Source organism: Glycomyces rhizosphaerae (genome assembly GCF_042647865.1).
Classification (GTDB): domain Bacteria; phylum Actinomycetota; class Actinomycetes; order Mycobacteriales; family Micromonosporaceae; genus Glycomyces; species Glycomyces rhizosphaerae.
The window spans coordinates 46,021-71,975 of the sequence record NZ_JBHRWO010000009.1 but is presented as its reverse complement, the minus strand read 5'-3'; the positions used below and the strand labels follow the sequence as shown (position 1 = coordinate 71,975).

Annotated in this window: 21 protein-coding genes; 8 read left to right on the top strand and 13 right to left on the bottom strand. The window is 68.8% G+C overall.

The features are described from left to right. The 3 genes from ACFO8M_RS09555 to ACFO8M_RS09545 all read left to right on the top strand — a co-directional run. The coding region (locus tag ACFO8M_RS09555; protein WP_387973892.1) for a WD40/YVTN/BNR-like repeat-containing protein at nt 1-968 on the top strand (968 nt) is incomplete at its 5' end. Nucleotides 969-1,147: 179 nt separating this feature from the next. Then, nucleotides 1,148-1,588 (top strand): RbsD/FucU family protein, encoded by a 441-nt coding sequence (locus tag ACFO8M_RS09550; RefSeq protein ID WP_387973889.1) that lies wholly within the window; start codon nt 1,148-1,150, stop codon nt 1,586-1,588. Beyond that, nucleotides 1,585-2,796, top strand: coding sequence for an alpha-L-fucosidase (locus ACFO8M_RS09545; RefSeq protein ID WP_387973886.1), 1,212 nt, complete (start codon nt 1,585-1,587; stop codon nt 2,794-2,796). The genes ACFO8M_RS09550 and ACFO8M_RS09545 overlap by 4 nt, the downstream gene beginning before the upstream one ends. A gap of 17 nt (nt 2,797-2,813) precedes the next feature. Here ACFO8M_RS09545 and ACFO8M_RS09540 read toward each other — a convergent pair whose 3' ends face one another. From ACFO8M_RS09540 to ACFO8M_RS09525, 4 genes are all read right to left on the bottom strand, one after another. Then, nucleotides 2,814-3,836 carry a LacI family DNA-binding transcriptional regulator gene (locus ACFO8M_RS09540; protein WP_387973883.1) on the bottom strand — a complete coding sequence of 341 codons (1,023 nt, stop codon included), beginning with the start codon at nt 3,834-3,836 and terminating at the stop codon, nt 2,814-2,816. Between the two features lie 31 nt (nt 3,837-3,867). After that, nucleotides 3,868-5,562 carry an RICIN domain-containing protein gene (locus tag ACFO8M_RS09535; RefSeq protein ID WP_387973880.1) on the bottom strand — a complete coding sequence of 565 codons (1,695 nt, stop codon included), beginning with the start codon at nt 5,560-5,562 and terminating at the stop codon, nt 3,868-3,870. 281 nt (nt 5,563-5,843) lie between these two features. After that, nucleotides 5,844-7,058 (bottom strand): FAD-dependent monooxygenase, encoded by a 1,215-nt coding sequence (locus ACFO8M_RS09530; RefSeq protein ID WP_387973877.1) that lies wholly within the window; start codon nt 7,056-7,058, stop codon nt 5,844-5,846. Beyond that, the gene (locus tag ACFO8M_RS09525) at nt 7,055-8,449 is read right to left on the bottom strand and encodes an MFS transporter (protein ID WP_387973874.1); all 1,395 of its coding nucleotides are present in this window, start codon (nt 8,447-8,449) and stop codon (nt 7,055-7,057) included. Before ACFO8M_RS09525 ends, ACFO8M_RS09530 begins: the two co-directional genes overlap by 4 nt. A gap of 105 nt (nt 8,450-8,554) precedes the next feature. Here ACFO8M_RS09525 and ACFO8M_RS09520 point away from each other — a divergent pair, with 105 nt between their 5' ends. From ACFO8M_RS09520 to ACFO8M_RS09510, 3 genes are read left to right on the top strand one after another with little or no spacing between them, the layout of a single operon-like run. Continuing rightward, entirely contained in the window at nt 8,555-9,187 is a 633-nt protein-coding gene (locus tag ACFO8M_RS09520) for a TetR/AcrR family transcriptional regulator (protein ID WP_387973871.1), read from the top strand. Between the two features lie 58 nt (nt 9,188-9,245). Further along, nucleotides 9,246-10,088, top strand: a complete 843-nt coding sequence (sigJ, locus tag ACFO8M_RS09515) for an RNA polymerase sigma factor SigJ (protein WP_387973868.1) — start codon at nt 9,246-9,248, stop codon at nt 10,086-10,088. A 49-nt stretch (nt 10,089-10,137) separates the two neighbouring features. Then, the gene (locus tag ACFO8M_RS09510; RefSeq protein ID WP_387973865.1) at nt 10,138-11,280 is read left to right on the top strand and encodes an NAD(P)/FAD-dependent oxidoreductase; all 1,143 of its coding nucleotides are present in this window, start codon (nt 10,138-10,140) and stop codon (nt 11,278-11,280) included. Between the two features lie 36 nt (nt 11,281-11,316). Here ACFO8M_RS09510 and ACFO8M_RS09505 read toward each other — a convergent pair whose 3' ends face one another. Continuing rightward, complete coding sequence (locus ACFO8M_RS09505) at nt 11,317-11,901, bottom strand: class I SAM-dependent methyltransferase (protein ID WP_387973863.1); 585 nt, start codon at nt 11,899-11,901, stop codon at nt 11,317-11,319. A gap of 89 nt (nt 11,902-11,990) precedes the next feature. Between ACFO8M_RS09505 and ACFO8M_RS09500 the strand changes: the two genes are divergently transcribed. Continuing rightward, a complete protein-coding gene (locus ACFO8M_RS09500; RefSeq protein WP_387973860.1) occupies nt 11,991-12,437 on the top strand; it encodes a MarR family winged helix-turn-helix transcriptional regulator in 447 nt (148 codons plus the stop codon). 53 nt (nt 12,438-12,490) lie between these two features. Here the strand turns inward: ACFO8M_RS09500 and ACFO8M_RS09495 are convergent, their stop codons facing one another. The 4 genes from ACFO8M_RS09495 to ACFO8M_RS09480 all read right to left on the bottom strand — a co-directional run bounded on the left by ACFO8M_RS09495 (nt 12,491) and on the right by ACFO8M_RS09480 (nt 17,877). Beyond that, nucleotides 12,491-13,834 carry an ABC transporter substrate-binding protein gene (locus ACFO8M_RS09495; protein ID WP_387973857.1) on the bottom strand — a complete coding sequence of 448 codons (1,344 nt, stop codon included), beginning with the start codon at nt 13,832-13,834 and terminating at the stop codon, nt 12,491-12,493. Between the two features lie 70 nt (nt 13,835-13,904). Beyond that, nucleotides 13,905-14,804 carry a carbohydrate ABC transporter permease gene (locus ACFO8M_RS09490; RefSeq protein ID WP_387973854.1) on the bottom strand — a complete coding sequence of 300 codons (900 nt, stop codon included), beginning with the start codon at nt 14,802-14,804 and terminating at the stop codon, nt 13,905-13,907. Next, nucleotides 14,804-15,736 carry a carbohydrate ABC transporter permease gene (locus tag ACFO8M_RS09485; RefSeq protein WP_387973851.1) on the bottom strand — a complete coding sequence of 311 codons (933 nt, stop codon included), beginning with the start codon at nt 15,734-15,736 and terminating at the stop codon, nt 14,804-14,806. Before ACFO8M_RS09485 ends, ACFO8M_RS09490 begins: the two co-directional genes overlap by 1 nt. Beyond that, nucleotides 15,733-17,877 (bottom strand): beta-galactosidase, encoded by a 2,145-nt coding sequence (locus ACFO8M_RS09480; RefSeq protein WP_387973848.1) that lies wholly within the window; start codon nt 17,875-17,877, stop codon nt 15,733-15,735. The genes ACFO8M_RS09485 and ACFO8M_RS09480 overlap by 4 nt, the downstream gene beginning before the upstream one ends. Before the next feature lie 190 nt (nt 17,878-18,067). On the opposite strand from ACFO8M_RS09480, the gene ACFO8M_RS09475 reads away from it, so the two are divergent. Next, on the top strand, nt 18,068-19,153 hold the full coding sequence (locus ACFO8M_RS09475; RefSeq protein WP_387973845.1) for a LacI family DNA-binding transcriptional regulator: 1,086 nt from the start codon (nt 18,068-18,070) through the stop codon (nt 19,151-19,153). A 57-nt stretch (nt 19,154-19,210) separates the two neighbouring features. Here the strand turns inward: ACFO8M_RS09475 and ACFO8M_RS09470 are convergent, their stop codons facing one another. The 4 genes from ACFO8M_RS09470 to ACFO8M_RS09455 all read right to left on the bottom strand — a co-directional run bounded on the left by ACFO8M_RS09470 (nt 19,211) and on the right by ACFO8M_RS09455 (nt 25,951). Beyond that, a complete protein-coding gene (locus ACFO8M_RS09470; protein ID WP_387973842.1) occupies nt 19,211-21,460 on the bottom strand; it encodes an RICIN domain-containing protein in 2,250 nt (749 codons plus the stop codon). Nucleotides 21,461-21,623: 163 nt separating this feature from the next. Continuing rightward, nucleotides 21,624-22,367, bottom strand: a complete 744-nt coding sequence (locus ACFO8M_RS09465; protein ID WP_387973839.1) for an NPCBM/NEW2 domain-containing protein — start codon at nt 22,365-22,367, stop codon at nt 21,624-21,626. A gap of 33 nt (nt 22,368-22,400) precedes the next feature. Then, complete coding sequence (locus tag ACFO8M_RS09460) at nt 22,401-23,192, bottom strand: hypothetical protein (RefSeq protein WP_387973836.1); 792 nt, start codon at nt 23,190-23,192, stop codon at nt 22,401-22,403. Nucleotides 23,193-23,206: 14 nt separating this feature from the next. Continuing rightward, nucleotides 23,207-25,951: an ATP-binding cassette domain-containing protein gene (locus tag ACFO8M_RS09455; RefSeq protein WP_387973833.1), complete on the bottom strand. Its 2,745-nt coding sequence runs from the start codon at nt 25,949-25,951 to the stop codon at nt 23,207-23,209. Nucleotides 25,952-25,955: the final 4 nt, after the last annotated feature.

Below are 25,955 nucleotides of genomic sequence, written 5' to 3'. Positions count from 1 at the left end.
TCACCGTCGGCGTCCGCGCCGAAGGCGTGGAGGAGTGCGCGGTCCTGGACCTCGCCGCGCTCGGCGGGACGCTCGTCTCCGCCGTCGGCGACGTCGGCGGGTTCGTCCACACCGACCTCGACCGGGCCGAACCGATGATCGACACCGGCTGGTCCACCGGCACCAGCGTCGACTTCGCCCAAGCCGACCCGGACATCGTCGTCGGTACCGGCAACGTGCACGGCAACGAGAGGGGCCACGTCGGCGTCTCCACCGACCGCGGCAAGACCTGGCGTAACGCCGCGCCGGTCGAGGGCGTCCCCGGTGACGGCCACGGCGGCACCGTCGCCGTCAGCGCCGACGGGTCCAGGATCTTCTGGACCCCGGGCGACTCCGAGGTCACCCCGGTGTACAGCACCGACCTGGGCGAGACGTGGAACCCGGTCCAGGGACTCCCGGCCGGGGCGAAGATCCGGTCCGACCGTGTCAAGGCGTCGGTCCTGTACTCGTTCTCGGGCGGCACGTTCTACCGCAGCACCGACGGGGGCGCGACGTTCACCGACACCGGAGCGACAGGCCTGCCCACCGGCGGTGTCGACGACTTCCGCGCCGTCCCCGGCAAGAAGAACCACGTCTGGCTCGCCGGGCGCGGGGACTCCGAGAAGGACATCGAAGGGGGCATGTGGCGGTCCAAGGACGGCGGCATCACCTGGAAGCGCCTCGCCAAGTTCGACACGGCCGAGTCGGTCGGTTTCGGCAAAGCCGCCAAATCGTCCGGTTACCCGGCGATCTACACCTCAGCGCTGATCGACGACAAGGCCGCCATCTACCGCTCGACCGACGGCGGCTCCAAGTGGACCCGCATCAACGACGACGCCCACCAGTGGGCCTATTCAGGGTCCGCCATCACCGGCGACCCGCTCGTCTACGGCCGCGTCTACCTCACCACCAACGGCCGCGGCATCATCTACGGCGACATCACCAGCTGACAGGAGGAAGCCGCCCCGCGCGACGCGGGGCGGCTTCCGCGTTCAGGTCCGGCGCGGCCGCAAGCCACCTGACCGGTGGTGAAAACGGACCAGTACTTGGTGAGTACGAACCTTCCGGTCGCCAAGGTTCGTCATTAGGCTCGACGCGAGGCGGCCGGGCCCGCCGCCGAAAGGACGACATGCTCACCTACGGCCTCATCCACCCGCCGCTCCTCGCCGCGCTCGCGGCAGCCGGCCACGGCTCGCGGATCCTCATCGCCGACGGGCACTTCCCGTGCTCGACGCACGCCAATCCGGCGGCGGCGATGATCCACCTCAACCTCCGCCCGGGCCTGCTCACGGGCGATCAGGTACTCGAGACGTTGCTGGACTCGGTGGCGATCGAGCACGCGGTCGTGATGGCGTCCGACGGGGGGCCCGTGCCCGCCCACGAGGGCTACCGGTCCGCGCTCGGCGACGTGGTCCCGTTCGAGGCGGTGGAGCGATTCGCCTTCTACGACCTCGCCCGGACCACCGAGACCGCCGTCGTCATCGCGACCGGCGATCAGCGCCAGTACGCGAACCTGCTGCTGACCATCGGCGTGGTCGGCGTGACCCCCCGAAAGGAGCAACGAGCATGACCCCACCGCGCGAGCGAGGCCTGCCCGAATGGGCGAAGGAGGCGAGCCTCGGGATCTTCATCCACTGGGGACCGTATGCGGTCCCCGCCTGGGCCGAGCCGGAATACGTTGCAGGCGAGCCGGAACCCGAAGGCGGGTGGTTCATGCACAGCTCCTATGCCGAGTGGTACGCGAACACCATCCGCATCGAAGGGTCGCCTGCGGCGGCGCACCATGCGGAGGTCTACGGGTCGGCTCCGTACGAGGACTTCCTCGACCAGTGGAAGGCGGAGGCCTACGACCCCGCCGAATGGGCGCGGCTGTTCCGCGCGTTCGGGGCGGACTACGTCGTGCCCGTCACGAAGCACCATGACGGGGTGACGCTGTGGGACGCTCCCGGCAGCGAAGGCTTCAACACCGTCGACCGCGGCCCGAAGCGCGACCTGCTCGGCCCGCTCGCGGAGGCCGTGCGCGCGCAGGGGATGCGCTTCGGCGTCTACTACTCGGGGGGCCTCGACTGGTCGGTCACCGACAGCCCGCCGATCGTTGAGGGCGACGACATCTGGCGGTACCGCCCCAACGACGCCGCCTACACCGCCTACGCCACCGCTCACGTCCGGGACCTGATCGACCGGTACGCGCCCTCGGTGCTCTGGAACGACATCGAATGGCCCGAGACCGGCAAGGAGGACGGCTCGCTCGCCGAGCTGATCGCCCACTACCGCGGCGTCGTCCCCGACGGGATCGTGAACGACCGCTGGGGCGCCGAGGTCTGGGACTTCCGCACGAGCGAGTACTCCATGCACGCCGACCACGAGACCGGCACCGGCTGGGAGCACAACCGCGGGCTCGGCTCCTCCTTCGGCTACAACCGGGTTGAGGACGAATCGTTCACCTTGAGCCCGCGCGAACTGGCGAAGCACTACTCGGACGTGGTCTCGCGGGGCGGGCGGCTGCTGCTCAACGTCGGCCCCGAAGCCTCCGGCCGCATCCCCGACGTCCAGGTCCGCACCCTCGAAGACGCTGCCGCCTGGATGACCGGCGTGAAGCCGTACACCACTGACCGGCGGTTCCCGGGCGACGCCGAGGTCACGGTGTCCGCCGAGGCCGACAACTGGTGCCGCGCTTGGGCGAGCGGCGACAGGCTCGTCGTGGTCGCCGACCGGCCCGAAGCCGTCCGCGTCGCCGCATCCGGCTTCGAGATCGTGCGCATCGCCCTGCCCGAATAGGGGCGACGACTCCGTTGTCAGCGGCGCGGCGGCGCCGTGGACTCGCGGACCACCAGTTGGGGCTTGACCACTGACGACTGCAGGCCGCCCACGCCTTGGAGCCGTTGCGACAGCAGCCCGAACGCGCGAGCGCCGAGGTCCTCGAAGTCCTGCTCGACCGTGGTCAGGGACGGACGCCAGAGCGAGACGAGGGGATGGCCGTCGAATCCGGCGACGGAGACATCGCCCGGGACGTCGATGCCGCGGTCCGCCAAGGCCCGCATGACTCCCAGGGCAATCTCGTCGTTGCCGCAGAACACGGCGGTCACGTCGTCGCGACCGGCGATCCGCTCGCCCCAGCGGTAACCGGCGAGGGCGTCCCACTCGGAACTCATCACCGTCGGGACCTCGGCACCGGCGTCGTGAAGAGCGGCGCGCCAGCCCTCGGTGCGGCCCGAGGTCTTTCCCGCGGTGGGCCCCGCGATGTGGTGGACGGTCCGATGCCCTTGCCGGAGCAGGTACTCCGTTACCTGGCGGCCGCCCGCGGCCTCATCGATCAGCGCCGCCAGAGTGCCGTCCGTTCGCTCCGATCCACCTCCCGCGGCGACCACCGGCAGGGATTCGGGCAGCGCCCTCGAGACCTTGATGCCGGCGCGACGGAACTCCAGCACGATCACCCCGCCGATGGGCTGCGACAGGGCGAGGTCGATCGCGCGCATCACCGATTCGTCCTCATCGGACGCGACGATGGTGATCGACACCGACATCCCCGCCCGCTGGGCGGCGGTCTCGACTCCGCGGAGCGTGCCCGCGTAGCCGTAGGTCGACGTCGTGGCCTCCGCGATGATCGAGATGAGGTTCGGCTGGCTCAACCGCAGTGAACGGGCCGCACTGTTCGGACGGTAGCCGAGCTCCTTCACCGCCGCGTGGACCCGCTCGGCGAGCTCCGGGGCGACGTTCTTCGTCCCGTTGAGTACGCGGGAGACGGTGGGCACCGAGACGCCCGCCGCCTTCGCGACGTCGGCGAGGACGGGGGCGCGGTACGGCTTCGAGGAGGACATGGCATTGAGGATAACCTTTTCAGCCCTCGAGTCAGGTGGCGCGGATCAAGCGCCAGCGCTGCGGCACGCCGGTGTTGACGCGCCACTGGATCGCGGGCTCGCCGTCGGCTTCCTTGTTGCCGTTGTCGAGTGCCATGCCGGAGCGTTCGCACGTGAGCACGACCGCGCCGCCACCGGCGTCGGTGATCCTCCACCGCTGGGTGGCTCCGCCGTTGTCGGTCCACTGCTTCACCTGCGCGCCTTCGGCCGTGGAGTTGCCGTTGTCGAGGGCCTTCCCGGAGTGCTCGCACACCAGCTTGTAGTGGCCGCTGCCGACGTCGGTGATCTTCCAGCGCTGCTGGGTGAAGCCGTTCTCGCCCCACTGGATCACCGGGCGTCCGTCCACGGTGGATCGGCCGTTCTCCAGGAACTTCCCGGAGCGCTCGCACATCAGGTAGTAGGTGGCGCCGGAGACGACCGCCGGGGTGGAGCGCATGTGCGCGAGCGTGCCCCAGCCGAGGGCGTCGAAGCCGCCGGAATTGCCGCCGTAGTCGCCGCCGCCGCCTTCGGGACGCGCGAGGGCGGCCATGCGCGCGGTGTAGGGCATCCGCATGCCCTTCCTGGCGCTGTAGTGGTTGTAGATCAGCTCCCAGACCGGCCGGATCTGGCCGCGTCCGCCTTCGGAGACAACGGTGTGCTCTATGCCGTCGCAGTTGCGGTAGGTCGTGAACGGCACGTCGTAGCCGAGGTTGTAGCGGGCGACGTACTCGGCGGCCTTGGCGAACGCGTTGTCGCGGGCGGAGTAGAGGTCGATGCCCTGGCTCCAGGCCATCTCCATGAAGGTCCCCATGAGCCCGATGCCCATGATCGAGTGCGCCTGGTCGCGGCCGGACTCCTGCCACTGGGCGAGGCCGACGTCGCCGTAGACGAACGGGATCGCGTTGTTGATCGAGCCGGCGCCCGCGCCGTTGCGGAAGTAGTCGACCGCTTCGTTGATCTTGGCCTGGTCGTCGCAGAGGATGCCGATGGCGAGGATCGAGGCCATGTTGCACAGGTCCCAGTTGGCCCAGTAGTGGGTTTGGCAGGTGCCGTTGTGGCGCACCAGGAAGTCGCTGTTGAGCTCGTAGAAGACGGTCTTCATCATCTGCTGGAACCGGCCCAGGTCGAACCCGGGCGCGCCGCGGACGAGCTCGCCGGCGTTGGCGAACTGGTAGCCGTAGATGCCCGACGCCAGGCGCGAGTCCGAAGGCGGCCAGTAGATCGACTTCAGCGTCCCCGACCACGCGTTGCAGATCCGCACGGCAGCGTCGCGGTGCGCGGTGCTGCCGCTGATGCGCCAGCGCAGCGCGTTCTGGTAGGCCGCGTGGGCGTCGTTGTAGAGCAGCCAGTAGTTCTGGGGCTTGTCGGTGCTGCCGCGGACGATCTCCTCGACCGGCTGGGGAGTCCAGGTGCTCTGCGAGTGGGCGTTGGCGACCAGCTTGTCCCAACCCTGTTTCCAGGGTTGGGCGCCGGCGTCGACCTTCGCCTTCATCCGGTCGAAGTCGGCCTGGGTGTGGACCATGCCCGGGTGGCCGATCGCCTGCGCACCGGCTTCCCCGGATTCCGTTTGGGCGTTCGCGATGACGAGGCCGCCGGCGCCTGAGGCGGCCAAGGCGCCGGCGGCGACCGCACCTTTCAGCAGGTTTCGACGTCTGAAGACGGTGCGGCCGGCGAGCGGCAGTGAACGGGCGGTCGGTTCGTGAGACATGGTGCTCCTTCGACTGTCGGGCCCGGGGCGGCCGGCGGGATCGTGAACCGAAGATGGATAACGTTATCCCTCATGCATCAAGATAAGGATTTCATTCAGGCATGTCAATGCATTCATCAAAAATTCTTCACTCGACACGGCTACGAACAGCAGCTATACCATCACAGACCGAATGTCGCGATATCCTGGACACCGGATTCCGGTCCCGGCGAAGCCGATCCGGCTACCTCGACTTGAAATCGTTATCCCCTATATCGACGAAGGACCTCGAAGGAGCGACCTCACGGCTCTGGGAGGGGTTCCGGCAGAGTGAGGGCTGTGTATGCCGGCCGTGGTGTCGGGGGCGGCATGGTGACGAGTTCGCGGAGTGCGGTGTTGCGTTGTTCCAAGGCGTGCGCGGTGGTGGGGAAGAGTGCGGCTGAACCGTGGTCGACCAGTGCCTGGTTCGCCGCTGCGAACTCCCGTGTGTCGTGCTCGTAGGCGGCGAAGGCCGTGGCGTGGTTCCGGTTCGCGCCCAGGGATTGGGCGAGCATGTACGCGCCGACGAGTGCGAGGCTGGAGCCCTGTCCTGTCAGGAACGAGGGCGCGTACGCGGCGTCCCCGACGAGTGCGACGCGGCCGTTCGACCAGGCGGGCATGCGGATCTGGCCGACCGTGTCGTAGAACAGGTCGTCCGCCTCGCGCATGGCGCCGACGATGTCGGGAACCTGCCAGCCGGCCCCGGCGAAGGCCTCGGCGACGAAGTCTTCCTGGGCTTGGCGGTCGCGGAGGGCATCGAGCGGTGGAACCGGTCGGTGGAAGTTCAGGAAGGCGTGCAGTTCGTCGTCGTTCTCGCCGGTGGCGTAGAGGCCCGCGGCCTTGCCGGGGGTGTTCCACAGCATGAGCTCGCGGGAGAGCCCGAAACTGTTGGGCATGCTGAACACGGCGAAGCAGTAGCCGAGGTAGCGGTGGAATCGCGATTCGGGGCCGAACAGGATCCTCCGGGTGCGCGAGTGCATGCCGTCGGCGCCGACCACCAGGTCGAACCTTCGCCGGATGCCGCTATGGAAGGTGATGTCGACGCCGTGGTCGGACTGGTCGAGGATGTCGATGGAGTCGTCGAACAGGAATTCCACGTCGTCGCGGACGGCCGCGTAGAGGATTGCCGTCAGGTCCCCGCGAGCCACTTCGAGGTCCCGTCCCTCGACGCTCCCGGCGAGCGCATGCGGGCGCACCGCGGCCACTTCGCCGCCTTCGGCGTCGAGGAAGGTGAGCCGCCGCGAGTCGATGTGCGCCTCTTGCAGCCGCGGCAGGAGGCCCATCCGCTTGACCACCTCGATAGCGGTGCCGCGCACGTCGATCGGATAGCCGCCGCCGCGCGGGGCGCTCGCCTTCTCCACGACGGTGACCGCGAATCCATAGCGGTGCAACCAGTACGCGAGGGCGGGTCCGGCGATGCTCGCCCCGGAGATCAGGACCGTCCTCTCGGCGGTGTTCGACAGGTCTGTGGAAGTCATGGCTGGGTTCCCTTCTTCATGACGCGGACGACGAGCAGCGACAGCGCGGCGATGACGCCGGCGATGATGAATCCGGTGGTGAAGGTCGCCTCGGTCGGCAGGTCCGAGGCCGGGTCGGTTCCGGCCTCGAGGATCACGCCGCCGGCCTGAGCGCCGAGAGCGACGCCGACCACGCGGGTGACGACGAGCAGGCTCGTGGCGATGCCGGTGTCCTTGGCGGCCACGGCAGTGGCGGTGCTGGCGAGCAGCGCGGTGGCGCTGACGCTCACGGCGAAGCCGATCAGCGCCCTCGCGACGATCAACTGCCAGGTCGCGTCGTGCAGCGACGACAGGACGATCAAGGTGCCCGCCGTGACGATGGTGCCGGCGGTGATCACCGCTCGCGCGCCGAAGCGCCGCGACGCCATCCCGGCGACCGTGCCGGCCGCTATTCCGGCGATGGTCGCGGGCAGCAGGAACAGTCCGATGTCGCTCGAATCGGCCCCGAATCCGTAGTCCTCGGCCGAAACCGAGAACAGTTGCGGGACGAGGTACACCGTCATCCCGAAGCCCAGGCTCATGAGCAGGGTGACCACGCATGAGCTCCACATGGCCGGCGACGCCAGCATGCGCAGGTCGACCATGGGCGAGGACACCCGGCGTTCGACCGCGACCCAGCCCGTCGCCAAGGCGGCCACGACCACGGTGACGGCGCCGGTCGCGAGCGGCGACAGGCCGCCGCCGGTCACCGCCATGAATCCGAGCACGAGCGCGATCAACGTGCAGCTCAAGAGGATCACGCCGAGCCAGTCGATCCTGGGGCCCGACTCGGCCGGCGGATCGTCCGGCATCGATCGGGCCACGACCAGCGTCGCCGCGATGATCGCGATCGTCGGGATCGCGAACATCCAATGTCGAGACAGCCCCTCCGCGATCGGCCCGGCGATCAGCATGCCGACCAGGCTGCCGCCCGTGAACAAGCCGCTGACGACGCCGACGGCCACCTGCGTCTGGCCCGGAGGAAGGTGCTTGCGCACCAGGATGAACGAGAGCGGCAGCGCCCCCACCATCGCGCCTTGCAGTACCTGGCCGAGCAGCAGCACCGGCAGGTTCGGCGCCACGCTGGAGATCAGGCCGCCGGCCGAGACGACGGTCATCAGCACGACGAGGACTCGTCTGCCGCCGTAGCGGTCGCCGAGTTTGCCCGCGATGGGTGCGACGACCGCACCGGTGATGAGCAGGGTGATGAAGATCAGGGAGCCTTCGGCGGGGCCGATCCCGAGATCGTGTTGCAGCAGCGGGAGTGAAGGCTCCACCACCGCCTGCAGGGTGCCGAGTGCGAGGGCGAGGGCGCCGAGCGCACCCAGGGCCGGTTTCCCGATGCGGACAGGGGACTCCAAAGTGACGGTCATAGACGTCCTATTCGTCGTTGGTCTCAGATTTCACACTACACGGTGTAGTGTTATCCGGTGGGTCGCCGAGGGCGATCCTCGTCCGGGGTCCGTTAGGATCTGCCTATGCCGACAGAGAAAACGCTGCGTGCGGGGTCCGCACAGAAGAGGGCCGCCATCCTCTCGTCGGCTCGCGAGTTGTTCCTCACAGTGGGCTTCGACCGAACGAGCGTCGACGCGATAGCAGCCCACGCCGGGGTGTCCAAGCGGACGGTCTACGACTACTACGGCGACAAGCAGACACTGCTGCACGCGGTCTTCGACGCCGTGGGCCAGTCATTGCTGGCCACGGTCCGGCGCACCCTCGAAGACACGCTCGACAACCTCACCGACGCAGCCGAACTCGAACCCGCCCTGGTCACGTTCTCGATGCGGATCACGACCGACATGCTCGACTCCGCGGAGTACACCACGCTGCAGCGCTTCGTCAGGACCGCCTCCGGTCACCTGCCCCACCCGGACGATCGCGCGCTGACCAACGCGCCCGAAGAGGCCATGGGCGAACGGTTCGCCGCCCTCGCCGAGGCCGGACTGCTCGAGGTTCCCGACCCCCGGCTCGCGGCCGACCACTTCATCGCGCTGACCTTCGGCGTCACGCTCAGCAGGCTCGGTTCCGCGAACGCCGCGAAGGACTCCCGGGTTCGGCCACTCATCGTCGAGGGAGTGCGGGCGTTCCTCCGGGCCTATCGGACCCGATGACGTTCGAGTCATTCGGCGTCGAGGCGAAGCTGCGGTCCGGGATCGATAGGGTTGCGGGGTGGACGTTTTCGAGGATCGGCGCGGACTGTTGCAGGCGGTCGCGTATCGGGTTCTCGGGACGGTGACCGACGCTGAGGACATCGTTCAGGAGGCGTGGCTGCGGTGGAACCGGGTTGACGCGACCACTGTGGACGACCCGACCGCGTACCTCGTCACGGTCACAACAAGGTTGGCGATCGACCGGCTTCGGAGTGCCAAGGCCGATCGGGTGACCTATGTCGGCCCTTGGCTGCCGGAGCCCGTGCCGACTGGGGGCGATCTGGCGGATGATCTCGCGCTGGCCGACACGGTGTCGTCGGCCATGTTGTTGGTCCTCGAATCGCTGTCGCCGCTGGAGCGGGCGGTGTTCGTGCTGCGCGAGGCGTTCGGGTACTCGCACGGTGAGGTCGCGCGGATTCTCGACCGGAGTGAGGAGTCGGTGCGGCAGACGGCGAAGCGCGCCCGCGAGCACGTGGACGCGAAGCGCCGCCGGTACGACACCGATGCGGCCACTCGCAAGCGCGCGACGGTGTCCTTCATGGACGCCTGCGCCGGTGGCGACCTCGAAGCGCTCATGGGGGTCCTCGCCCCGGACGTCACGCTCGTCTGCGACGGCGGCGGACTGGCCCCGGCGCCGCGCAAGATCATTCACGGCTTGGAGCTGGTCGCCGGCGCGCTCATTACGTTTGCGGGCCGGATGCCCGACGATCCGGGCGTCGAGTTCGCCGAGGTCAACGGCGGTCCGGCGATCGTCGTCCGCTCGGGGAGCACCGCCGCGGCGGTCGTCATGCTGCATTTGGTGAACGGGATGGTCGAGGAGATCCACCTGGTCTCCAACCCCGAAAAACTCGGCGCAATGTGACGATTGTCACTCTACATCACGTTTGCGAGACCCCTCCCGTCCTTGGGGTATGAACGACATCCTGATTCTCGGCGCCGGCTACACCGGCATGATGGCCGCCCACGGCATCGCCCGTCGCACCAAGACCGCCAACGTCACCCTGCCCAACCCGACCGACCTGTTCGATGAACGGCTCCGGCAGCACCAGGCCGCCGTCGGCCAGGACCTCGGCGCCCATCGCATCCCGGATCTGGTCGAGCCCGCGGGCGTCCGGTTCGTCCGGGGCCGTGCGGCCCGGATCGAGCCCGACCACCGCCGCGTCGTCCTCGACGACGGCCGCCGGCTCGACTACGACCTGCTCGTCTACGCGATCGGCAGCGCCACCCCGGCCGTCGAGCACGCCTTCACCATCGGCGACCCGGACTTCGCGGTCGCCTTGCGCGACAATGCGGAAGGCGTCCTGACGGTCTGCGGCGCGGGCCTCACCGGCATCGAAGCGGCCACCGAGACCGCCGAGTCCTTCCCCGGGATGCGGGTGCGCCTGCTCAGCCGCGGCGAACCCGGATCGATGACGGGCCCGAAGGCCCGCGCCCACCTGACGAGGGCGCTCGACCGCCTCGGGGTCGAGGTCCGCACCGGCGTCTCCGTGGCCCGCGTTCTTCCCGGCGCGGTCGAACTCGAAGGCGGCGAACGCATCCCGACCGATGTGACACTGTGGACCGCGGGTGTCGCGTACGCCCGCCTCGCCGCCGAAGCGGGCATCGCGGTCGACGAGGCCGGACGGGTCGACGTCGACGCCGCGCTGCGCTCGGTCTCGCATCCGGAGATCTTCGCGATCGGCGACGCCGCCGCGATCCGCCAGGCCTACGGGGTCATCCACGGCACCTGCCAGAGCGGCATCCCGTCGGCCGCGCACACCGCCGAGTCGATCACCAGGCTGCTGCGGGGCAAGGCCCCCAAGCCGTTCCGCTTCGGCTACATCCACCAGCCGGTCTCGTTGGGCCGCAGGGACGCCGTCATCCAGTTCACCAAACCGGACGACACCCCGAGCCGCTGGTACCTCAAGGGCCGCGCCGCGATCGCCTACAAGGAGGCGGTGAGCGGCAGCCCGCTCAAGTTCTACCGGATGAAGACCGCCGTCCCCGCGGCCATGACCAAGCGGACCGGCGGACGCCGCAACCGCGCGATCGCGGTGGCGGTATCGGACTCGTAGTGGACCTCAGGCCCGCCGTGCAGGCGGGCCTGACGTTCAGTTCGCTGCGGCTTCGAAGCGGGTGGTCTTGAGGAACAGGCTCTTGAAAGGGGTTTGGCGCACCGGGGTGAGGGTGGCGCTCTTGGTCAGCGCTTCGAATGGGGCGCGGGGAAAGTCGTAGTCGATGAAGCGGCCGTCGGGGCGGAGGGTGCGGGCGATTTCGGTGGCGGCGGCTTCGGGGTCGGCCCAGTGGTGGGAGCTGTAGGTGGAGACGACGAGGTCGAAACGGTCGTCCGGGAAAGGGAGCGCGGCGACGTCGGCGGCGTGGAGTTCCAGGTCGTCGAGACCGGCGAGGTTGCGTCGGGCGTGGTCGATCATGTCGGGAGCGAGGTCGACGCCGACGAGGTGGAGGTCGGGTCGGAGGCGCGCCAGGGACTTGAGGAGGATGCCGGGTCCGGTGCCGATGTCGAGCAGGGCGGCGCCGCGTGGGGCGGCGGCCGCGATGTCGGTGGCGATGCGCCGGTAGTGCGGCTTCATCAGCAGGCGGGCGAGCCGGTCGTAGACGGCGCTGTGGCGGCCTTCGATGGCCTCGCCTCGGTGCCCGTGGTCTCCGTGTGCGTGGCCTCGGGAATCGTGCGGCATGACGACCTCCAATGGTTGTATCGTACAACTTTCCATCGAGTCTACGATGTTCAGTTGCAGGATGCAACCGACGACGTGGAGGAGTGACGATGGGAACCGACGCCGACCATTTGCACCATCTGCTCCTGGAGCTCGTGCGCACCGCCGAGTTCGCGCTGCTCGATGAGTTGCTCCCTGGCCGGGTGCTGTCGATGTCGCAGCTGCTCGCGATCCACGAGCTCGACCTGCACACCGGCATCTCGCAGCGCGAGCTCGCCGAACGCCTCGGGTTGGAGAAGAGCAGCGTCAGCCGCCTGGTCGCCGATCTCGAGGTGGATGGTCTGCTGACGCGCCAGCGCGATCCGGACAATCGGCGGATCTACCGGCTCGACATCACCGAGCAGGGACGGCGACTCCACCGCGATGCCGCCGGAGTGCTGCACGAGCGGTATGAGCGTTGGGCTTCGGCCATGACCGAGGACGAGCGGGCGGGCCTGGCGGTGGGGATTCCGGCGCTGCTGCGGGTCATGCACGCCGATCGGCACGAGGCCGGCTGAGCACACGACGCGGGCCCGGTTCCTTCGAACCGGGCCCGCGTTCATTCAAGTGGTCAGTTGACTTGGAACCCTTGGGATTCGCCGTAGGTCACGAGCTGCTCCTGCCAGGCCTGGAGGCCTGCGTTCAGGTCGCTCTGGTCGGTGTAGGCGGTGCCGACGGTGTCGGGGAAGACGCTGTTGGCGTACACCTGGAACGGCAGGTACTGGAATCCGGGGACGACGTTCTCCGAGGCGGCGACGCCGACCTGGTTGATCTGCTGTCCGCCGAAGTACTCGGGCGCGTAGTCGAGGAATTCCTCGGAGTTGAGATCGGCGGTGGTGGACGGGAACCCGCCGCTCTCGAGGAACACGCCGACGCTCTCCTCGGAGCTGTTCAGCCAGCGCAGGAAGGCGGCCGCGAGGGCCGGGTCGTCCGACTGCTTCAGCACGGCCTGGGCGCTGCCGCCGTTCTCAGCGGTCACGGGCGAGCCGTCGTAGCTGGGGACGGGCGCCGCGCGCCAGTCGCCGGCGCCTTCGGGGACCGAGCCTTCGAGGATGCCCGGCATCCAGGCGCCGGTGATGATGCTGGCCACCGTGCCGTTGGACAGCGCCTTCCACCAGTCGTCACTCCACGTCGGGATCGGGGCGAGCAGTCCGGGTTCGAGCATCTGGTTCCAGGTGTCGGCCCAGCGCTTGGTGCCCTCGTCCTGGAGGTCGATGGTGACGTTCGTGCCGTCCACTTGGTACGGCTGGCCGCCGGCCTGCCAGATGAGCGGCTGGGCGTAGCCGGGGTCGCCGGCGTCGTTCGTGAGGTACTTGGTCGGGTCGGCGGTGTGGAGTGCCTCGGCGGCGGCGATGTACTCGTCCCAGGTGGCGGGCACTCCTAGGTCGAACTCGTCGAAGATGGCCTGGTTGTAGAGCATGATCATCGGGCCGGAGTCCTGCGGCAGGCCGTAGATGCCGCCGTTCAGGTTCACCGCGCCCCAGGTGGAGGCGGTGTACTGGTCTTCGAGGTCGGCGAACCCGTACTGGTTCAGGTCGACGAGGGAGTCGGAGAGCGCGAACTGCTGCATGGCGTAGTACTCGATCTGCGCGACGTCCGGAGCGCCGGAGCCGGCCGCGACCGCGTTCTGCAGCGCCGTGTACTGGTCGACGGAGGTGCCGGCGTTGACGACTTCGACTTCGACGTTCGGGTACTCGGCCATGAAGGCCTCGGCTTGGGCTTCGCCTGAGGGCGTCCAGGTCCAGTAGGTGAGTTCGCCGCCGGCTTCGAGCGCGGCGTCGAGGTCGGCGGCGGAGCCGGTCTCGGCGGCGTCGGTGTCGGATCCGCAGGCGGTGAGCGCGGCGCCCAGGAGGGCGCCGCCTGCCAGGACGGCGACTGCGCGGGCCGGCAGTCTCCTTCGTTGAGAGGTTGACATTGGTCGTTCCCTTCACTTCATTGTGTTGCGGTGGTGAGCGTGTTGCAGGGGTGGGGGCGGCGCGCTCGTTTCAGCCCTTGACGCTTCCGGCGCCGAGGCCGGACTGCCAGAAGCGCTGCAGGAGTATGAAGATCGCGATGATCGGGACGATGGTGATCAGCGATCCGGTGAGGACGAGGTTGAAGATCGGTTCGGCGGCGACTCCCGAGGCTTGGGAGCTCCACTGGTTGAGGCCGACGGTGAGCGGGTACCAGTCGGGGTCCCTGAGCATGATGAGCGGCAGGAAGTAGTTGTTCCAGGTCGCGACGATCGCGAAGAGCGCGACGGTGACGATGCCGGGTGTCAGCAGCTTGAGCGAGATCGTGAAGAAGGTCCGTATCTCGCTCGCGCCGTCGATGCGGGCGGCCTCCAGGAGCTCGTTCGGCACCGATTCGAGCGTGTACACCCAGATCAGGTACAGGCCGAACGGGCTGATGAGCGAGGGGATGATGATCGCCCAGGGCGTGTTCGTCAGGCCGAGGTTGCTGAAGAGCAGGAAGGTGGGGACCGCGAGGGCGGTGCCGGGCACGGCGATCGCGCCGAGCACGACGGCGAAGTAGGCCTTGCGGCCGGGGAACCCGTATTTCGCCAGGCCGTACCCGGCGAGTGTGGCGAGCAGGGTGGCGCCGCCCGCGCCGACGACGACGTACAGCAGGGTGTTGCCGAGCCAGCGCAGAAAGATCCCGTCCCGGTAGGTGAAGGTCTGGACGATGTTGTCCCACAGGGCGAACGAGTCGCCGAAGGCGAGCCCGAAGCCGGAGAACAGGTCGCCTTGGGTCTTGCTGGCGTTGATGAACAGCCAGGCGAGCGGGACGAGCGCGTAGACCAGGAAGACGACCATGACCAGGGTGAGCACGATGGACTTGCGCGGGGCCGTGAACGAGTGCGGGCGGCGGCGGGCCTTGGGGTGGATGGTGCGGTAGGCGGACATCAGCGGTCCTCTCTGCGGGTGCCGCGGAGCTGGACCGCGTAGGCGATCACGGCGGTGATGACGCCCATGATGATGGCGATCGTGGCGGAGTAGTTGTACTGCTGGCCCGCGAAGCTGAGGTTGTAGGCGTACATGTTCGGGGTGAAGGAGCTGGTGATGACGTTGTTCGCCAGCGGCTGGATGACGTTGGGCTCGTTGAAGAGCTGGAAGCTGCCGATGATGGAGAAGATCGTCGCGATGACGATCGCGCCGCGGGCGGCGGGCAGTTTGATGGCCTTGAGGACCTCGAATCCGCGGGCGCCGTCGATCTCGGCGGCCTCGTAGAGCTCGTGCGGGATGGTCTTCAGCGCGGAGTAGAAGATCAGCATGTTGTAGCCGACGAACTCCCAGGTGACGATGTTGCCGAGGGAGGCGAGGATCCAGTTCGGGGCGAACGGGGTGATGGCGTCGGTGCCGAGGAGCTGGTTGAGGTCGGCGGCGAGGCCGAAGTTGTTGCCGTAGATGAAGCCCCACATGAGGACCGCGACGACCGCCGGGACCGCGTACGGCAGGAAGATCACGAGGCGGAAGAGGCCGGTCGCGTAGAGGCGGGCGCTGTCGATCGCGAGGGCCGCGGCGAGCGCGAGGACCAGCATGATCGGGACTTGGACGACGAGGAAGAGCAGCACTCTCCCGAATCCGTCCCAGAAGGCGAGGTCCGCGATCGCGGTCGCGTAGTTGTCGAGACCGACGAAGACGGTGCCGCCGATCATCCGGTTCTGGAACAGGCTCAGCCAGAGCGCGTAGAGCAGCGGAGCGATGAAGACGAGGAGGAAGACGATCGCGAAGGGTGCGGCGAACTGCCAGCCGCGCCAGTCTCGCTTCAGCTTGTGCGGGCGCGTTCGCCGGGTGCTCACTGGGCTCGCCGCGCGTTCGGTGACGGCGGTGGTCACGGGTGGGTCCTTTCGTTCGAGTCGGCGCGCTGCTCGGGGCGCGCGGTGGTGAAGGTCCGGGTCGCCCATGCATCGAGGGGCACTTCGGTGCCGGCGGGGAGGAGTTCGCCGGTGAGGGCGTCGGTGACGGTGCTTGCGAGGCGGAGGCTCTGCGGCTTCCAGCCCCAGTTGAAGACGAACCAGGTGCGGCGTCCGTCTGGTGTCGTCCCGGAGGACACGGTCAGCGGGTGGTCGACCGAGTCGGCGAGGGTCGCGGCGGTGGATGCGCCCCCGGCCCATTGGAGGAGGCCTTCGGCGAGGGCGGGCGAGGGGACGCAGCCGACGACGGTGATGCGGCCGTCGCCGTGGGGGTTGGTGGTGACGGCGGGGAAGTCGCCGAACCGCGGGTGCTCGTAACGGGCGAGGGTTGCTGCGCCGGTGGGGATCAGGCCGTCGATCCACCATTTCGCGGTCGCGGACTCGTTGAGTTCGAGGAGGCCGGTGCCGTGGACGGCGACCGGCGCTTCCAGGTTGGAGAACTCCTCGTAGCGCACGCCCGCGGCCTCGTGGAGGTGGGCGGGCTGGATCGCGACGCGGGCGCGGGCCTCTTCGTCGGCGTAGCCGGTGCGGATGCCGAGGACGAGGTGCCCGCCGAGGTCCGCGTACTCGCGCAGCAGCGCGAGTTCGGCGTCGGTGGAGATGTAGAGCCCGGCGGCGACGAGGACGGGGAACCGCCGGGCCAGTTCGGGGGCGCCGAGGTCGAGCGCCTGGTCGAGGTGCATGATGCGCGCCTGGCGTCCGGCGTCGACCGCGCCGCGGTGGAAGGCGGTGACGATGTGCTCGTACGACTCGTCGTCGGCCTCGCCGCCGGTGTTCAAGGGCGGCATGTACTGCATGGCGAAGCGGCTGGGGTTCGACCAGAGGACCGCGACGTCGGCGTCGGGGACGTACCCGTCGAGGTTCCCTCCCAGTCGCCGCAGTTCGGCGCCGAGTTCGGCCACCTCTTCGTAGACGCGGCCGGGCTCCAGGCTGTGCGGCAGGATGCCGCCCCAGTACGTCTCCGCTCCATAGGGGAGGGTGTGCCAGTGCCAGTACTCGATCATCGCCGCGCCGCGTGAGAGAAACAAGTACGCGGCCTGCTTGAGCTGGCCGGGATAGGGCGGGAAGTTCGCGTCGGCGGTGCCGATGGCCTGGGCGTTGGTCTCGGTGACGAGGTAGCGGGCCTGCTTGGAGGAGTAGATCCGGTCGGCTTGGCGCAGGAGCCCGGCGACGCCGGTGGTGGTCCAGTAGTTCGGTTGCGGCAGTTCGCGAGTGGCGTCGAGGTGGTCCTGCATCCCGTAGTACGGGTTCCCTGCGGTCACGTCGAGGCGCCGGTTCAGCCGCTCGTCGTCGAGGCCGCGGCGCGGGTACTGCAGGCACGTGAACGTGAACTGCTCGTCGCGGCGGTATTCGGCGACGAGGTCGGCCTGCCAGGCGATGAACTCGGTGGTCTGCTCGGCCTGGAAGCGGCGCCAGGCGAGGTCGTACTGGGGGAAGGTGTTGCCGTCGGGTCGCCACAGCTCGGACCAGTCGTCGATCCGGTGCGACCAGTAGGTCAGGCCCCATTCGCGGTTGAGGGTCGCGACGTCGCCGTAGCGCGCCTTGAGGTCGCGCACGAAACGGGTGAAGACGCCGTGGTTGTGGAAGAGCTCGAGGCCCGGTTCGTTGTCGACCTGGTAGCCGATGATCGCCGGGTGGTCCGCGTACCGCTTCAGGATCGCCCGGATGACCCGCTCGGCGTGGAACCGGAACGCGGGATGCGTGTAGTCGACCTCTTGTCTTGCACCCCAAGGAATCTGCTCTCCGGTGCGGCGTTCGCCGGCGATCTCGGGGTGGGCGGTCTGGAGCCACGGCGGGACGGCGTACGTCGGCGTGCCGAGGATGACGTCGATGCCCCTCCGGTGCGCCCCGTCGAGGACGGGCGCGAGCCATTCGAGGTCGAACTCCCCGTCCCGCGGCTCCCAGGTCGACCACACCGACTCCCCCACCCGGATCACCGTGAAGCCGGCCGCCTGCATGAGGTCGAGGTCCAGCTCAAGGCGTTCCGACTGGTGGTATTCGGCGTAGTAGGCCGCGCCGAACAGGATCCCGGGCGGAAGGGGGGCTGAGGGGCTTGGGTCCATCTCGTGATCGCTCCGTTGCTGTTACCGATGAGAGTGGTGAGAAGACTAACCCGTAATGTTTTCGAAAACAAGGCCGGTTTGGTGGGATGTTTTCGATAAACTTTCCCTCGCGAACCAGACTGGCCCCACCGGGGCGCAGTGCGTTACATTTCGCCGTGTTGTGAGCCGGAATCGGACTCGGAGGTAGTGGATGGACGTGGACGCGATCGGCGACGGGACGCCTCCCGCGGGGGGCACCCCGGCGACCGGCGACCAGGCGGCCGCGGCCAAGCCGGCCACGATCTACGACGTCGCCCGCGCGGCGGGCGTCTCGCACCAGACCGTCAGCCGCTTCCTGAAGGGCTACGAGGGCATCCGGCCCCACACCCGCGAGAAGGTCGTCAAGGCCCTCGCCGAGCTGAAGTACCAGCCCAACCTGACCGCGCGTTCGCTCAAGAGCGGCCGCTCGCACCGGATCGCCGCCCTCACCCACGAGATCGACCAGGTCGGCCCGAGCCGCATCGTCCAGGGCGCCAGCGTCGCCGCGCGCGAGGCGGGCTACATGCTCGACATCGTCACCCTCGACATGACCGACGACGACGCGATCCAAGAGGCCATCGGACTGATCACGCAGCTCGACATCGCCGGCGTCCTCGCGCTCGCCTCGAACGACGCGATGACCGAGGCCTTCGAGCAGACCGAGTTCCGGGTCCCCGCGCTCCTCGCGGTGGAAGAGGACGACGCCCGCACCGGACACAAGACCGAGCTGTCCGCCGTCGGATTCCCCTCGCTCATCGCCTATCTGGCGGGCCTGGGGCACACGTCGTTCCTCCACATAGCAGGTCCGCGCGCGTGGTCGTCCTCGCGCAACCGCTCCCGCGCCTACGAAGGCTCGCTCGCCGAACGCGGCTTGACGTCCACCGGCATCGTCCACGGTGACTGGTCGGCGAAATCGGGCTACGACGCGATCATGAGCATCGCCGAAGACCTGCGGGCCACAGTGGTCGTCGCCGCGAACGACCAGATGGCGTTGGGCGCCATGCTCGCCCTGACCGAACTGGGCCTGCACGTGCCCGAGGACGTCAGCGTCACCGGGGTGGACGACATCCCCGAGGCCGCGTACTTCTCGCCGCCGCTGACGACACTGCGGGTTGACTTCGCCGCCCAAGGCCGTTCCGTAGTAAGGGAACTGCTCAGCCGCGTGGACCAGACGCCCCCGAAACGGCGCGCTCCGGCACTGCAGACCGAACTGGTCATCCGGAAGTCGACCACGTGGGCGGCGGGAACCGCGCCCTAGAGCCGCGAACGCCGAACGGGGCCGGTCTCGTCCCATTGAGACCGGCCCCGTTCGAATCTAGATCGCGCTCCAGCCGAACTGCTGGTTCTGGCCGCCGTTGCAGGCGTACTGCTGCAGACGGGTGCCGTCGACCAGGGAGCTGCTCGGCACGTCGAGGCACTTGCCGCTGTGCCGCGCCACGAGCCGAACGTAAGCGCCCGCGTCCTGCACCTCCCATTGCTGGTTCGCGCCACCGGTGCAGGTCCACTGGACGACCCTGGCGCTGTCGGCGGTCGAAGCGCTCAGCACGTCGAGGCACTTGCCCGAGTGCCGGGCCACGATCTGGTGGTAGCCGTTGCCGAGAGCCTGGAACTCCCAGGACTGGTTCGCGCCGCCGTTGCAGGTGTACTGGGCGATCTCGGCGCCGTTCGCAGTCGACGCGTTGAACACGTCGACGCAGTCACCGGAGTGCCGCGCCGTCAGGTTCACCGCTCCGGCGGCGAGGCCGTCGTCCAGTCGCCATTCCTGCGAACCGTTGCTGTTCAAGGGCTGCAGCGTCGCCGCCGCCCCTTCGGCCCCGCCCGTGAGGTAGAGACTCGTGTTCGCGGTCGACTGGAGCCGGTAATAGCCGCCGCTGGTGGCGACGAGATTCCATGTGCCCGTCCCGGTGTCGTCCACCCACGAGCCGATGCGCTGGCCGGCGGTCGCGCTGCCGGTCCAGATGCCCGCCGCGCGGCCGCCCGACTTGTTCAGCAGCGTCACCGAATCGCCGCCCTTGGTGGCGAGGTGCCAGAACTGCGTGTCCGGGACCGCCGTGGCGCCCGCGTCCTCCAGCACGACGTCGGGGACGTCGCCGTTCCCGATGTTCGCGTCGGTGACATTGCCGCCGGTCCCGAGGACCTGGCCGGTCTGCCGGTTGACGAGCTGGTGGTAGGCGCCTTCCGAGTCGCCGAGGTCGACCTCGCCGAAGCGGATGATCGCCGCGCTGGTGGGCCCGCCCCAGGTGCCCTGCAGGATGACCACGCGGCCGGTGTCCTCGACGTACTGGACAGTGCGGCTGTAGCCCGCGCCGATGTTCGTCTGGTACTCGGTCCACGTGCCGGTGCTCGAACCGGTCTCGTTCACCCAGACGCTGCCGCTGCCGGCGGCGTTGTACACGATCCGGCCGTCGGGGAGTCCGATGAGGACCGGGCTGCCTCCCGTGGAGAGCGAGCGCGAGCCGCTGGAGACGGGCAGTCCACTGATCTCCGAACCCGCTTGTCCCCCAGTGTTCCTGAAGTCGAGCGGGCTGTTGGCGATCTTGTACCGGATGTTCGAGCCGCCGCCCCAGTACTCGTAGGTGAGCAGCCACCTGCCGTCCGATGTGGGCGCGATGGTGGTCATGCCCGGGCGGCCGCCGCCGATCTCGGTCTTGCCGTTGCCCATGTTCTGCGTCAGGCCTTGGACGTCGACGACCGGACTGCTCCAGTTGGCGCTGGTCCCGTTCCAGGTCTTGTGAACGAGGATCTGGCCTTGCGAGTCGGTCGCCGTGGCGTTGGCGGGGTCGAGGATCGGCACGCCCGCGGAGGTGACGCCGGTGTAGTCGTTCTCGTCCGAGTAGTAGGCGACCAGTTGTCCGTTGTAGACCATCAGGAACGGCTCCCAGACGGGGTCGACCTGCCGGTACGTGTTCGCGGCCGCGACGTTGACGCCGGTAGCCCCCGCGCTGCCGCCCTGCCAACCGCCCGTGGCGATGATGTTCACGACCCGCCAGGTCGTGCCCTGGTCGCTGCTCGCGTAGAGCGCGAGCGCCATGTCGGAACGGTCGCCGTCGTTGTTGGGCACCCAGTTCGGGTCGGCCGCTTTGCGTTCCAGGAAGTAGTGGTCGTCTCCCGTGACGATGCTGGCGAGCAGCAGGGTCCCGGAGGAGAGGTTCCCGACCTGCTGCGGGAGGGCGTAGAGGTACGGGCTGCCCCAGTGGCTGATGTAGCGGTCGTACGCGGGGTCGCTCGAGAGGTAGGCGGGCGCGGGCACCTCGGCGAGGTGCTGCCAGCTGGTGCCGTCGTCGTCGCTCTTGTAGATCGGGAGGGTCTCCCCGTCGGCACTGCCGGACTGGGCTACGACCGCGTTCTCGAAGGCCGCGACCAGGCGCCCGCCCGGCAGCTGCGTCGCCTTCGGGTAGACCGCGCAGTTCCCCAGGCCCTTCAGGCAGTCCCGGTCGCCGAGGTCGTAGAGGACCCCGCCCATCGGGTTGTACGCCTGCGCGGGCGCCGTCGGCGCCGCCACCAGCGCGATCGCCGCTAGGCAGACGATCAGCGCCCTCCACAACACTTGCCGTTTCGGCTTCATTGCCACTCCTTCAGGGGTCGTCGGTCAACGATGCGAGAGCCGCGGAAAGGCCCGGCTCTCGCAGGTAAGGGTCAAGGTAGCAGAAATGTTATCGAAAACATAGACGGCCGTCGACATAGTTGCGGAGAGCTGCAAAGGAGTGAGGACGCCGCAGGGGCGCGGTTCAGTACGTCGCCCATTCGTCGCAGGCCGCGTGGGTTCGGCAGAGCACGGGACGCGCCCAGGCCAGATCGGGGAACTTGTTCGACACCCCGCCCACGAAGTTGGCACCGGCCTGCGCCGGGTTGTCCACGGTCCCTTCCCTGTAGGCCTCGATGCGCAGCCAGGTCACGCCCTCCACCGGCACATCGATCACCTCGGGCTCGCCCCGCGTCACCTTGACGTGGTCCTCGAAGAGCGGCGAGTCGTCGAGGTAGACCTGGAAGAACCCCTCCTGGTCGCCCTCCTCGGCGTCGGCGTTCACCGCCGCCATGACGACGAACCGGTCGTAGGCACCGCCGATCTTGTATTCCACGCTGGCGGGCGCGCTGTCATTGCAGTAGAGCTCGCAGCGGTACCAGAGGCTCTTGTCGTACTCGTCGTTGAGGACGGACACGATTCCCGTGCCGACATCGAGATGGGGATCGTTGGCCGCCAGGTCCACCAGGTAGGCGACGTCGGGAAGGGACGGCGGTCCAGTGGTCTCGGCGGCAGGAGTCTCGCTGGGCAGTTCCGATGCCGTCGGCTCCTCGGACGAACTCGTCTGCGACTGCGTGGGTTCCTCGGCGCTCTCGGCATCGCCCGGCCCGCCGCCGAATACGGCGGTGAGGCTCACCCCGAGGATGACGCACACCCCTGCGACGATGACGGGCCCGCGTTCGAGGCGGACCCATACCGTGCGGCCTTTGGGTTTGGCATGTTTAGCCATTGTGGGTACTCCTGGTTCGGGGATTGGCCGTTACTAGCTTCCCCTGCGCGGGCGAGGGAAAGTGACGCCGTGGTCGGTTTGGAGCCTCCTCGCCTCCGCGACGCTCAGGAGCGTGACCGCGGCTGCGCCGCAAGCAGCGGTCGTCGCTCGGAGGTGGAGCGGCAGCGAGCCGGGGCCCAGGATTTCGACGGCGGCCAGGGTCCAGGCGATCACCGGGGCGAGCACCGGCGGGAGCAGGGGATGGACGTCGCCGGCCGCGAATACCGACTTGAGGACCAGGTAGGTCCCTCGGATCATGAAGCCCACCAAGAAACCTCCCGCCGCCGCCACAGCGAGGCGCGCGCCGAAAGACGGCGCGTCGACGCTTGCCAAAGCGAAGAAGACGGCTGCGGCGACCGCGTAGATCAGCAGCGCGGGCAGCGAGCGGGAGCCCGCCCGGGCCAGGAGTTCGCGGCGCTGCGAAGGGTCCGGCGTTCGGGCGGCGAAGCACGCGGTTCCAGTGGCCAGCGCGACCAGGCTGACCGCGATGCCCAGGACCGCCTTGGTGCCCATGTCCTCGGTCAATTGGTCGACCCCGCGGTCGACGTGGACGACGTAGAGCACCGCGACGACCGCGAATCCGACGAGAGTGCGGGCGGTCTGCAGGCCCGCGATGCGGGGGTCGTCGGGGAAGAGCGGGTCCTTCGACCGCAGTGACCGGTTTGCGGCCAGGACACCCCAGGCGATCAGGAAGTAGATCGGGACGGCCGGGAGGAACAGCAGGAACAGGAGCCAGGTCCAGCCCCCGGCCGGTCGGGTCCAGTGCCATCGGTCGCTTGTGGACATGAACGGGCGCTTCGTCATTGGGTTGAGGTCAGGCGGCTGCGGAGGCGATTCACCGTGACCGCGAAGCAGACGATCGTGATGGCGGCGAGCATCATCAGGTTCAAGGTCCATTGGCCGGTGCCGGCGCTCCAGAGGGTGTCGTCGCGGACCCGCGTGATCTCTTCGAGGTGGGTCGACGAGGCGGCCGCTGCCATGCCCCAGCGGGCGGGCAGGAAGCCGCTGATCAGGTTGAGCACCTCGTTCCCGGTGATGTCCACTGTGGCTCCGTTCAAGGCGACCTGTGCGATCGCGGCGCCGGTGGAGATCGAGACGGCCTGCTCGGTCTTGCTCGACAGCGCGGAGGCCATGAGTCCCAGTGTCATCGCGGCGATCGAGGTCATCACGAGGTCCAAGGCGAGTTCGCTGAAGCCGCCGAGGACGTTCGCGTGGTCCGGTCCGGGCCGGAAGAGCACGTACACTCCTGCGGCGGTGAGCGCCTGGAGCGTCGCGACGAGCGCGAATACCAGCCATTTCGACAGCGCCACCGCGCCGATGCGGGTGCCGGTCCGATACTCGCGCTTGATGATCGGGAAGTCGGCGACGAGGTCGTTGTAGGTCAGCGCCTGGCCGCCGAGGACGCACAGCGTCACCAGCAGGTTCAGCGCGACGGGGGCCTCTCGGTTTCGCACGTCGCCGCCCGGGTCGCCCAGGCCGACGTCGCCGCTGACCGCTGCGGCGAGGATCGCCCCGATCGCCGCGATCACCAACGGCAGCAGGGCGACGAAGGCCGCTCTGCCGCGCTCCCAGAAGTGGTCGCGGGGGTTGCGGGACAGGCCGCGCGTCATCACCAGCGCCGCTTGGCGCTGGAGCAGGACGGGAAGCTGCCTGCAGAAGGCGACGAATCGCCAATAGCGAACCATCGCAGGGTGTTTCGGTGGCGAAGTCTGCTTCGCGGCGAGGGTCGCCTCGCGTTCCGCTTCAGCGGCTCTGGGGCCGTTCCGGTAGTCCTCGGCCAGGTCGGCGGCGTCCTCGTCGAGCGTCTCCATGAGGTCCGCGTACGAATCGACCCCCATCGCCTCGAACAGCGGCCGCTCTGGCGGTCCGCAGTAGACCGGCCTGCCGCCCTTGGCGACGACGAGGACCGTGTCATCTGGGGAGAGATGCTCGGTGGAGTGGGTGACCACGATGACGGTCCTGCCGACTCCGCTGTCCTCCGGCGAGGCGTACGCGCGGAGCTTCGCCATGATGTCGCGGTCCATGCCGGGGTCGAGACCCGAGGTCGGTTCGTCGAGCAGCAGCAGGTCGGGTTCGGAGATCATGTCCACCGCGATCGAGACGCGGCGCCGCTGCCCGCCCGAGAGCGTGGCCACGAGCTGGTCGATCTGCCCCTCGAGGCCGACGTCCTCGCAGGTGCGCGTGATCCGGGCAGCGCGCTCGGCGCGGTTGCCGTGCCCGCCGCGCCGAAGCCTGTACGCGTAGTCGAGCGCCCGCCGCACCGTCAGTGTGCGGTGGAGGTCGTCGTGCTGCGGGACGAAGCCGAGCATGTCGCGGATCTGGTCGGTGTGCGGTCCGAGCCGGTGCCCTTTGAAGTAGGCCTGGCCACGGGAGTCGACCTCCAACTCCCCCATCAGGGCTGAGAAGAGTGAGGACTTTCCGGCGCCGGAGGGACCGAGGATCACCAGGACCGACCCCTCCCGCTGCACCAGCGACATCCCCGCCAGCCGAGGCGTCCCCTTCCGGGTCTTGGCCGAAAGGTCGTGCACGATGAGATCGCAGAACGGGAGACTCGGACGCAGCCCGCTCCCGTCCGCGGTGAACTCATAGCGGGCCCGGGCCAGTTCGAACGCATCGCCGGGTTCCATTCGGGCCGAGCGCACCGCCACGCCGTCGACGTAGACGGGACTGCCCTCGCCGACGACCTTCAACCGGAATGCCTTGCCCGCGCGCGTGATGGTGACGTGCACCGGCATCACGCCGTCGCCGGGGATCACGTGATCGGCCGGCGGCGACGCCGAGCCGAGCATCGTGTGGTCCCCGAGCGGGAGTGGACTTGAGTCGTCCTGCCTTGGTTCCCGCACTGGAGGATCGGCTCTATGCCGGCCCGGGGGCGGCTCCGCGGTCCGGCGCGACTCGGCCCAACCGGGGACCTCGGGCTTGTCGAAGCCCATCTGGTCGTTGACCCAGGCCCCGTGCGGATGGACTTGGACGAGGCGACGCCGGTATGCCGCCATGCGCTGGTGGATGTACTCGTGGACCCGCTCGACACGGATGCGCGCCGCCGTCTGCTCCCGCTCGATCTCCCCCCGAACCGCGGCCGCCTCGGCCTCGGCGCGATCAACGGTCAATGTCGCTGCGGACACCTCCAAGGTCACCTCGGCGATCGCGCGATCGCGTTCCCGTTCTCGGCGTTTGCGAACCGTCTCCCGGTGCAGGCCCGACTCGCCTGGCATCCGCGACTCGAGCCGCGACGACCCCCACTCGGACCGGACCTCGGCCAGGCGCCCCTCGCGCTCGGCCAGCGCTTTACGGGCCATCGCGACCTCGAGAGCGGTGGTCTCCTCCCGTAGAGCGAGCTTTTCAAGGCGCTCCTGCAGGCGCAGGTGCTCGACGGTGAACAGGTGCTGGCCCGAGCGGATCAGGTATTCGCGATGGGGTGTGGTGGGCGGGTTGGGGATCGGCTGTCTCGGCGAGGGCCGTCCCGGCAGGCCCGCGAGGCCGTCCCGCCACCCGTGGTACCAGTCGGAGAACCGCTCCTGCGGCCGGTAGGGAATCGGCTCCATCGCC

What these genes read in the sequence shown, in the direction of transcription:
- ACFO8M_RS09460 (WP_387973836.1), bottom strand. Translation starts at nt 23,192, where the DNA reads ATGTCCACAAGCGACCGATGGCACTGGACCCGACCGGCCGGGGGCTGG.
- ACFO8M_RS09550 (WP_387973889.1), top strand. Translation starts at nt 1,148, where the DNA reads ATGCTCACCTACGGCCTCATCCACCCGCCGCTCCTCGCCGCGCTCGCG.
- ACFO8M_RS09455 (WP_387973833.1), bottom strand. Translation starts at nt 25,951, where the DNA reads ATGGAGCCGATTCCCTACCGGCCGCAGGAGCGGTTCTCCGACTGGTAC.
- ACFO8M_RS09505 (WP_387973863.1), bottom strand. Translation starts at nt 11,901, where the DNA reads ATGCCGCACGATTCCCGAGGCCACGCACACGGAGACCACGGGCACCGA.
- ACFO8M_RS09500 (WP_387973860.1), top strand. Translation starts at nt 11,991, where the DNA reads ATGGGAACCGACGCCGACCATTTGCACCATCTGCTCCTGGAGCTCGTG.
- ACFO8M_RS09490 (WP_387973854.1), bottom strand. Translation starts at nt 14,804, where the DNA reads ATGTCCGCCTACCGCACCATCCACCCCAAGGCCCGCCGCCGCCCGCAC.
- ACFO8M_RS09470 (WP_387973842.1), bottom strand. Translation starts at nt 21,460, where the DNA reads ATGAAGCCGAAACGGCAAGTGTTGTGGAGGGCGCTGATCGTCTGCCTA.
- ACFO8M_RS09510 (WP_387973865.1), top strand. Translation starts at nt 10,138, where the DNA reads ATGAACGACATCCTGATTCTCGGCGCCGGCTACACCGGCATGATGGCC.
- ACFO8M_RS09480 (WP_387973848.1), bottom strand. Translation starts at nt 17,877, where the DNA reads ATGGACCCAAGCCCCTCAGCCCCCCTTCCGCCCGGGATCCTGTTCGGC.
- ACFO8M_RS09495 (WP_387973857.1), bottom strand. Translation starts at nt 13,834, where the DNA reads ATGTCAACCTCTCAACGAAGGAGACTGCCGGCCCGCGCAGTCGCCGTC.
- ACFO8M_RS09465 (WP_387973839.1), bottom strand. Translation starts at nt 22,367, where the DNA reads ATGGCTAAACATGCCAAACCCAAAGGCCGCACGGTATGGGTCCGCCTC.
- ACFO8M_RS09540 (WP_387973883.1), bottom strand. Translation starts at nt 3,836, where the DNA reads ATGTCCTCCTCGAAGCCGTACCGCGCCCCCGTCCTCGCCGACGTCGCG.
- ACFO8M_RS09525 (WP_387973874.1), bottom strand. Translation starts at nt 8,449, where the DNA reads ATGACCGTCACTTTGGAGTCCCCTGTCCGCATCGGGAAACCGGCCCTG.
- ACFO8M_RS09535 (WP_387973880.1), bottom strand. Translation starts at nt 5,562, where the DNA reads ATGTCTCACGAACCGACCGCCCGTTCACTGCCGCTCGCCGGCCGCACC.
- ACFO8M_RS09545 (WP_387973886.1), top strand. Translation starts at nt 1,585, where the DNA reads ATGACCCCACCGCGCGAGCGAGGCCTGCCCGAATGGGCGAAGGAGGCG.
- ACFO8M_RS09530 (WP_387973877.1), bottom strand. Translation starts at nt 7,058, where the DNA reads ATGACTTCCACAGACCTGTCGAACACCGCCGAGAGGACGGTCCTGATC.
- ACFO8M_RS09475 (WP_387973845.1), top strand. Translation starts at nt 18,068, where the DNA reads ATGGACGTGGACGCGATCGGCGACGGGACGCCTCCCGCGGGGGGCACC.
- ACFO8M_RS09520 (WP_387973871.1), top strand. Translation starts at nt 8,555, where the DNA reads ATGCCGACAGAGAAAACGCTGCGTGCGGGGTCCGCACAGAAGAGGGCC.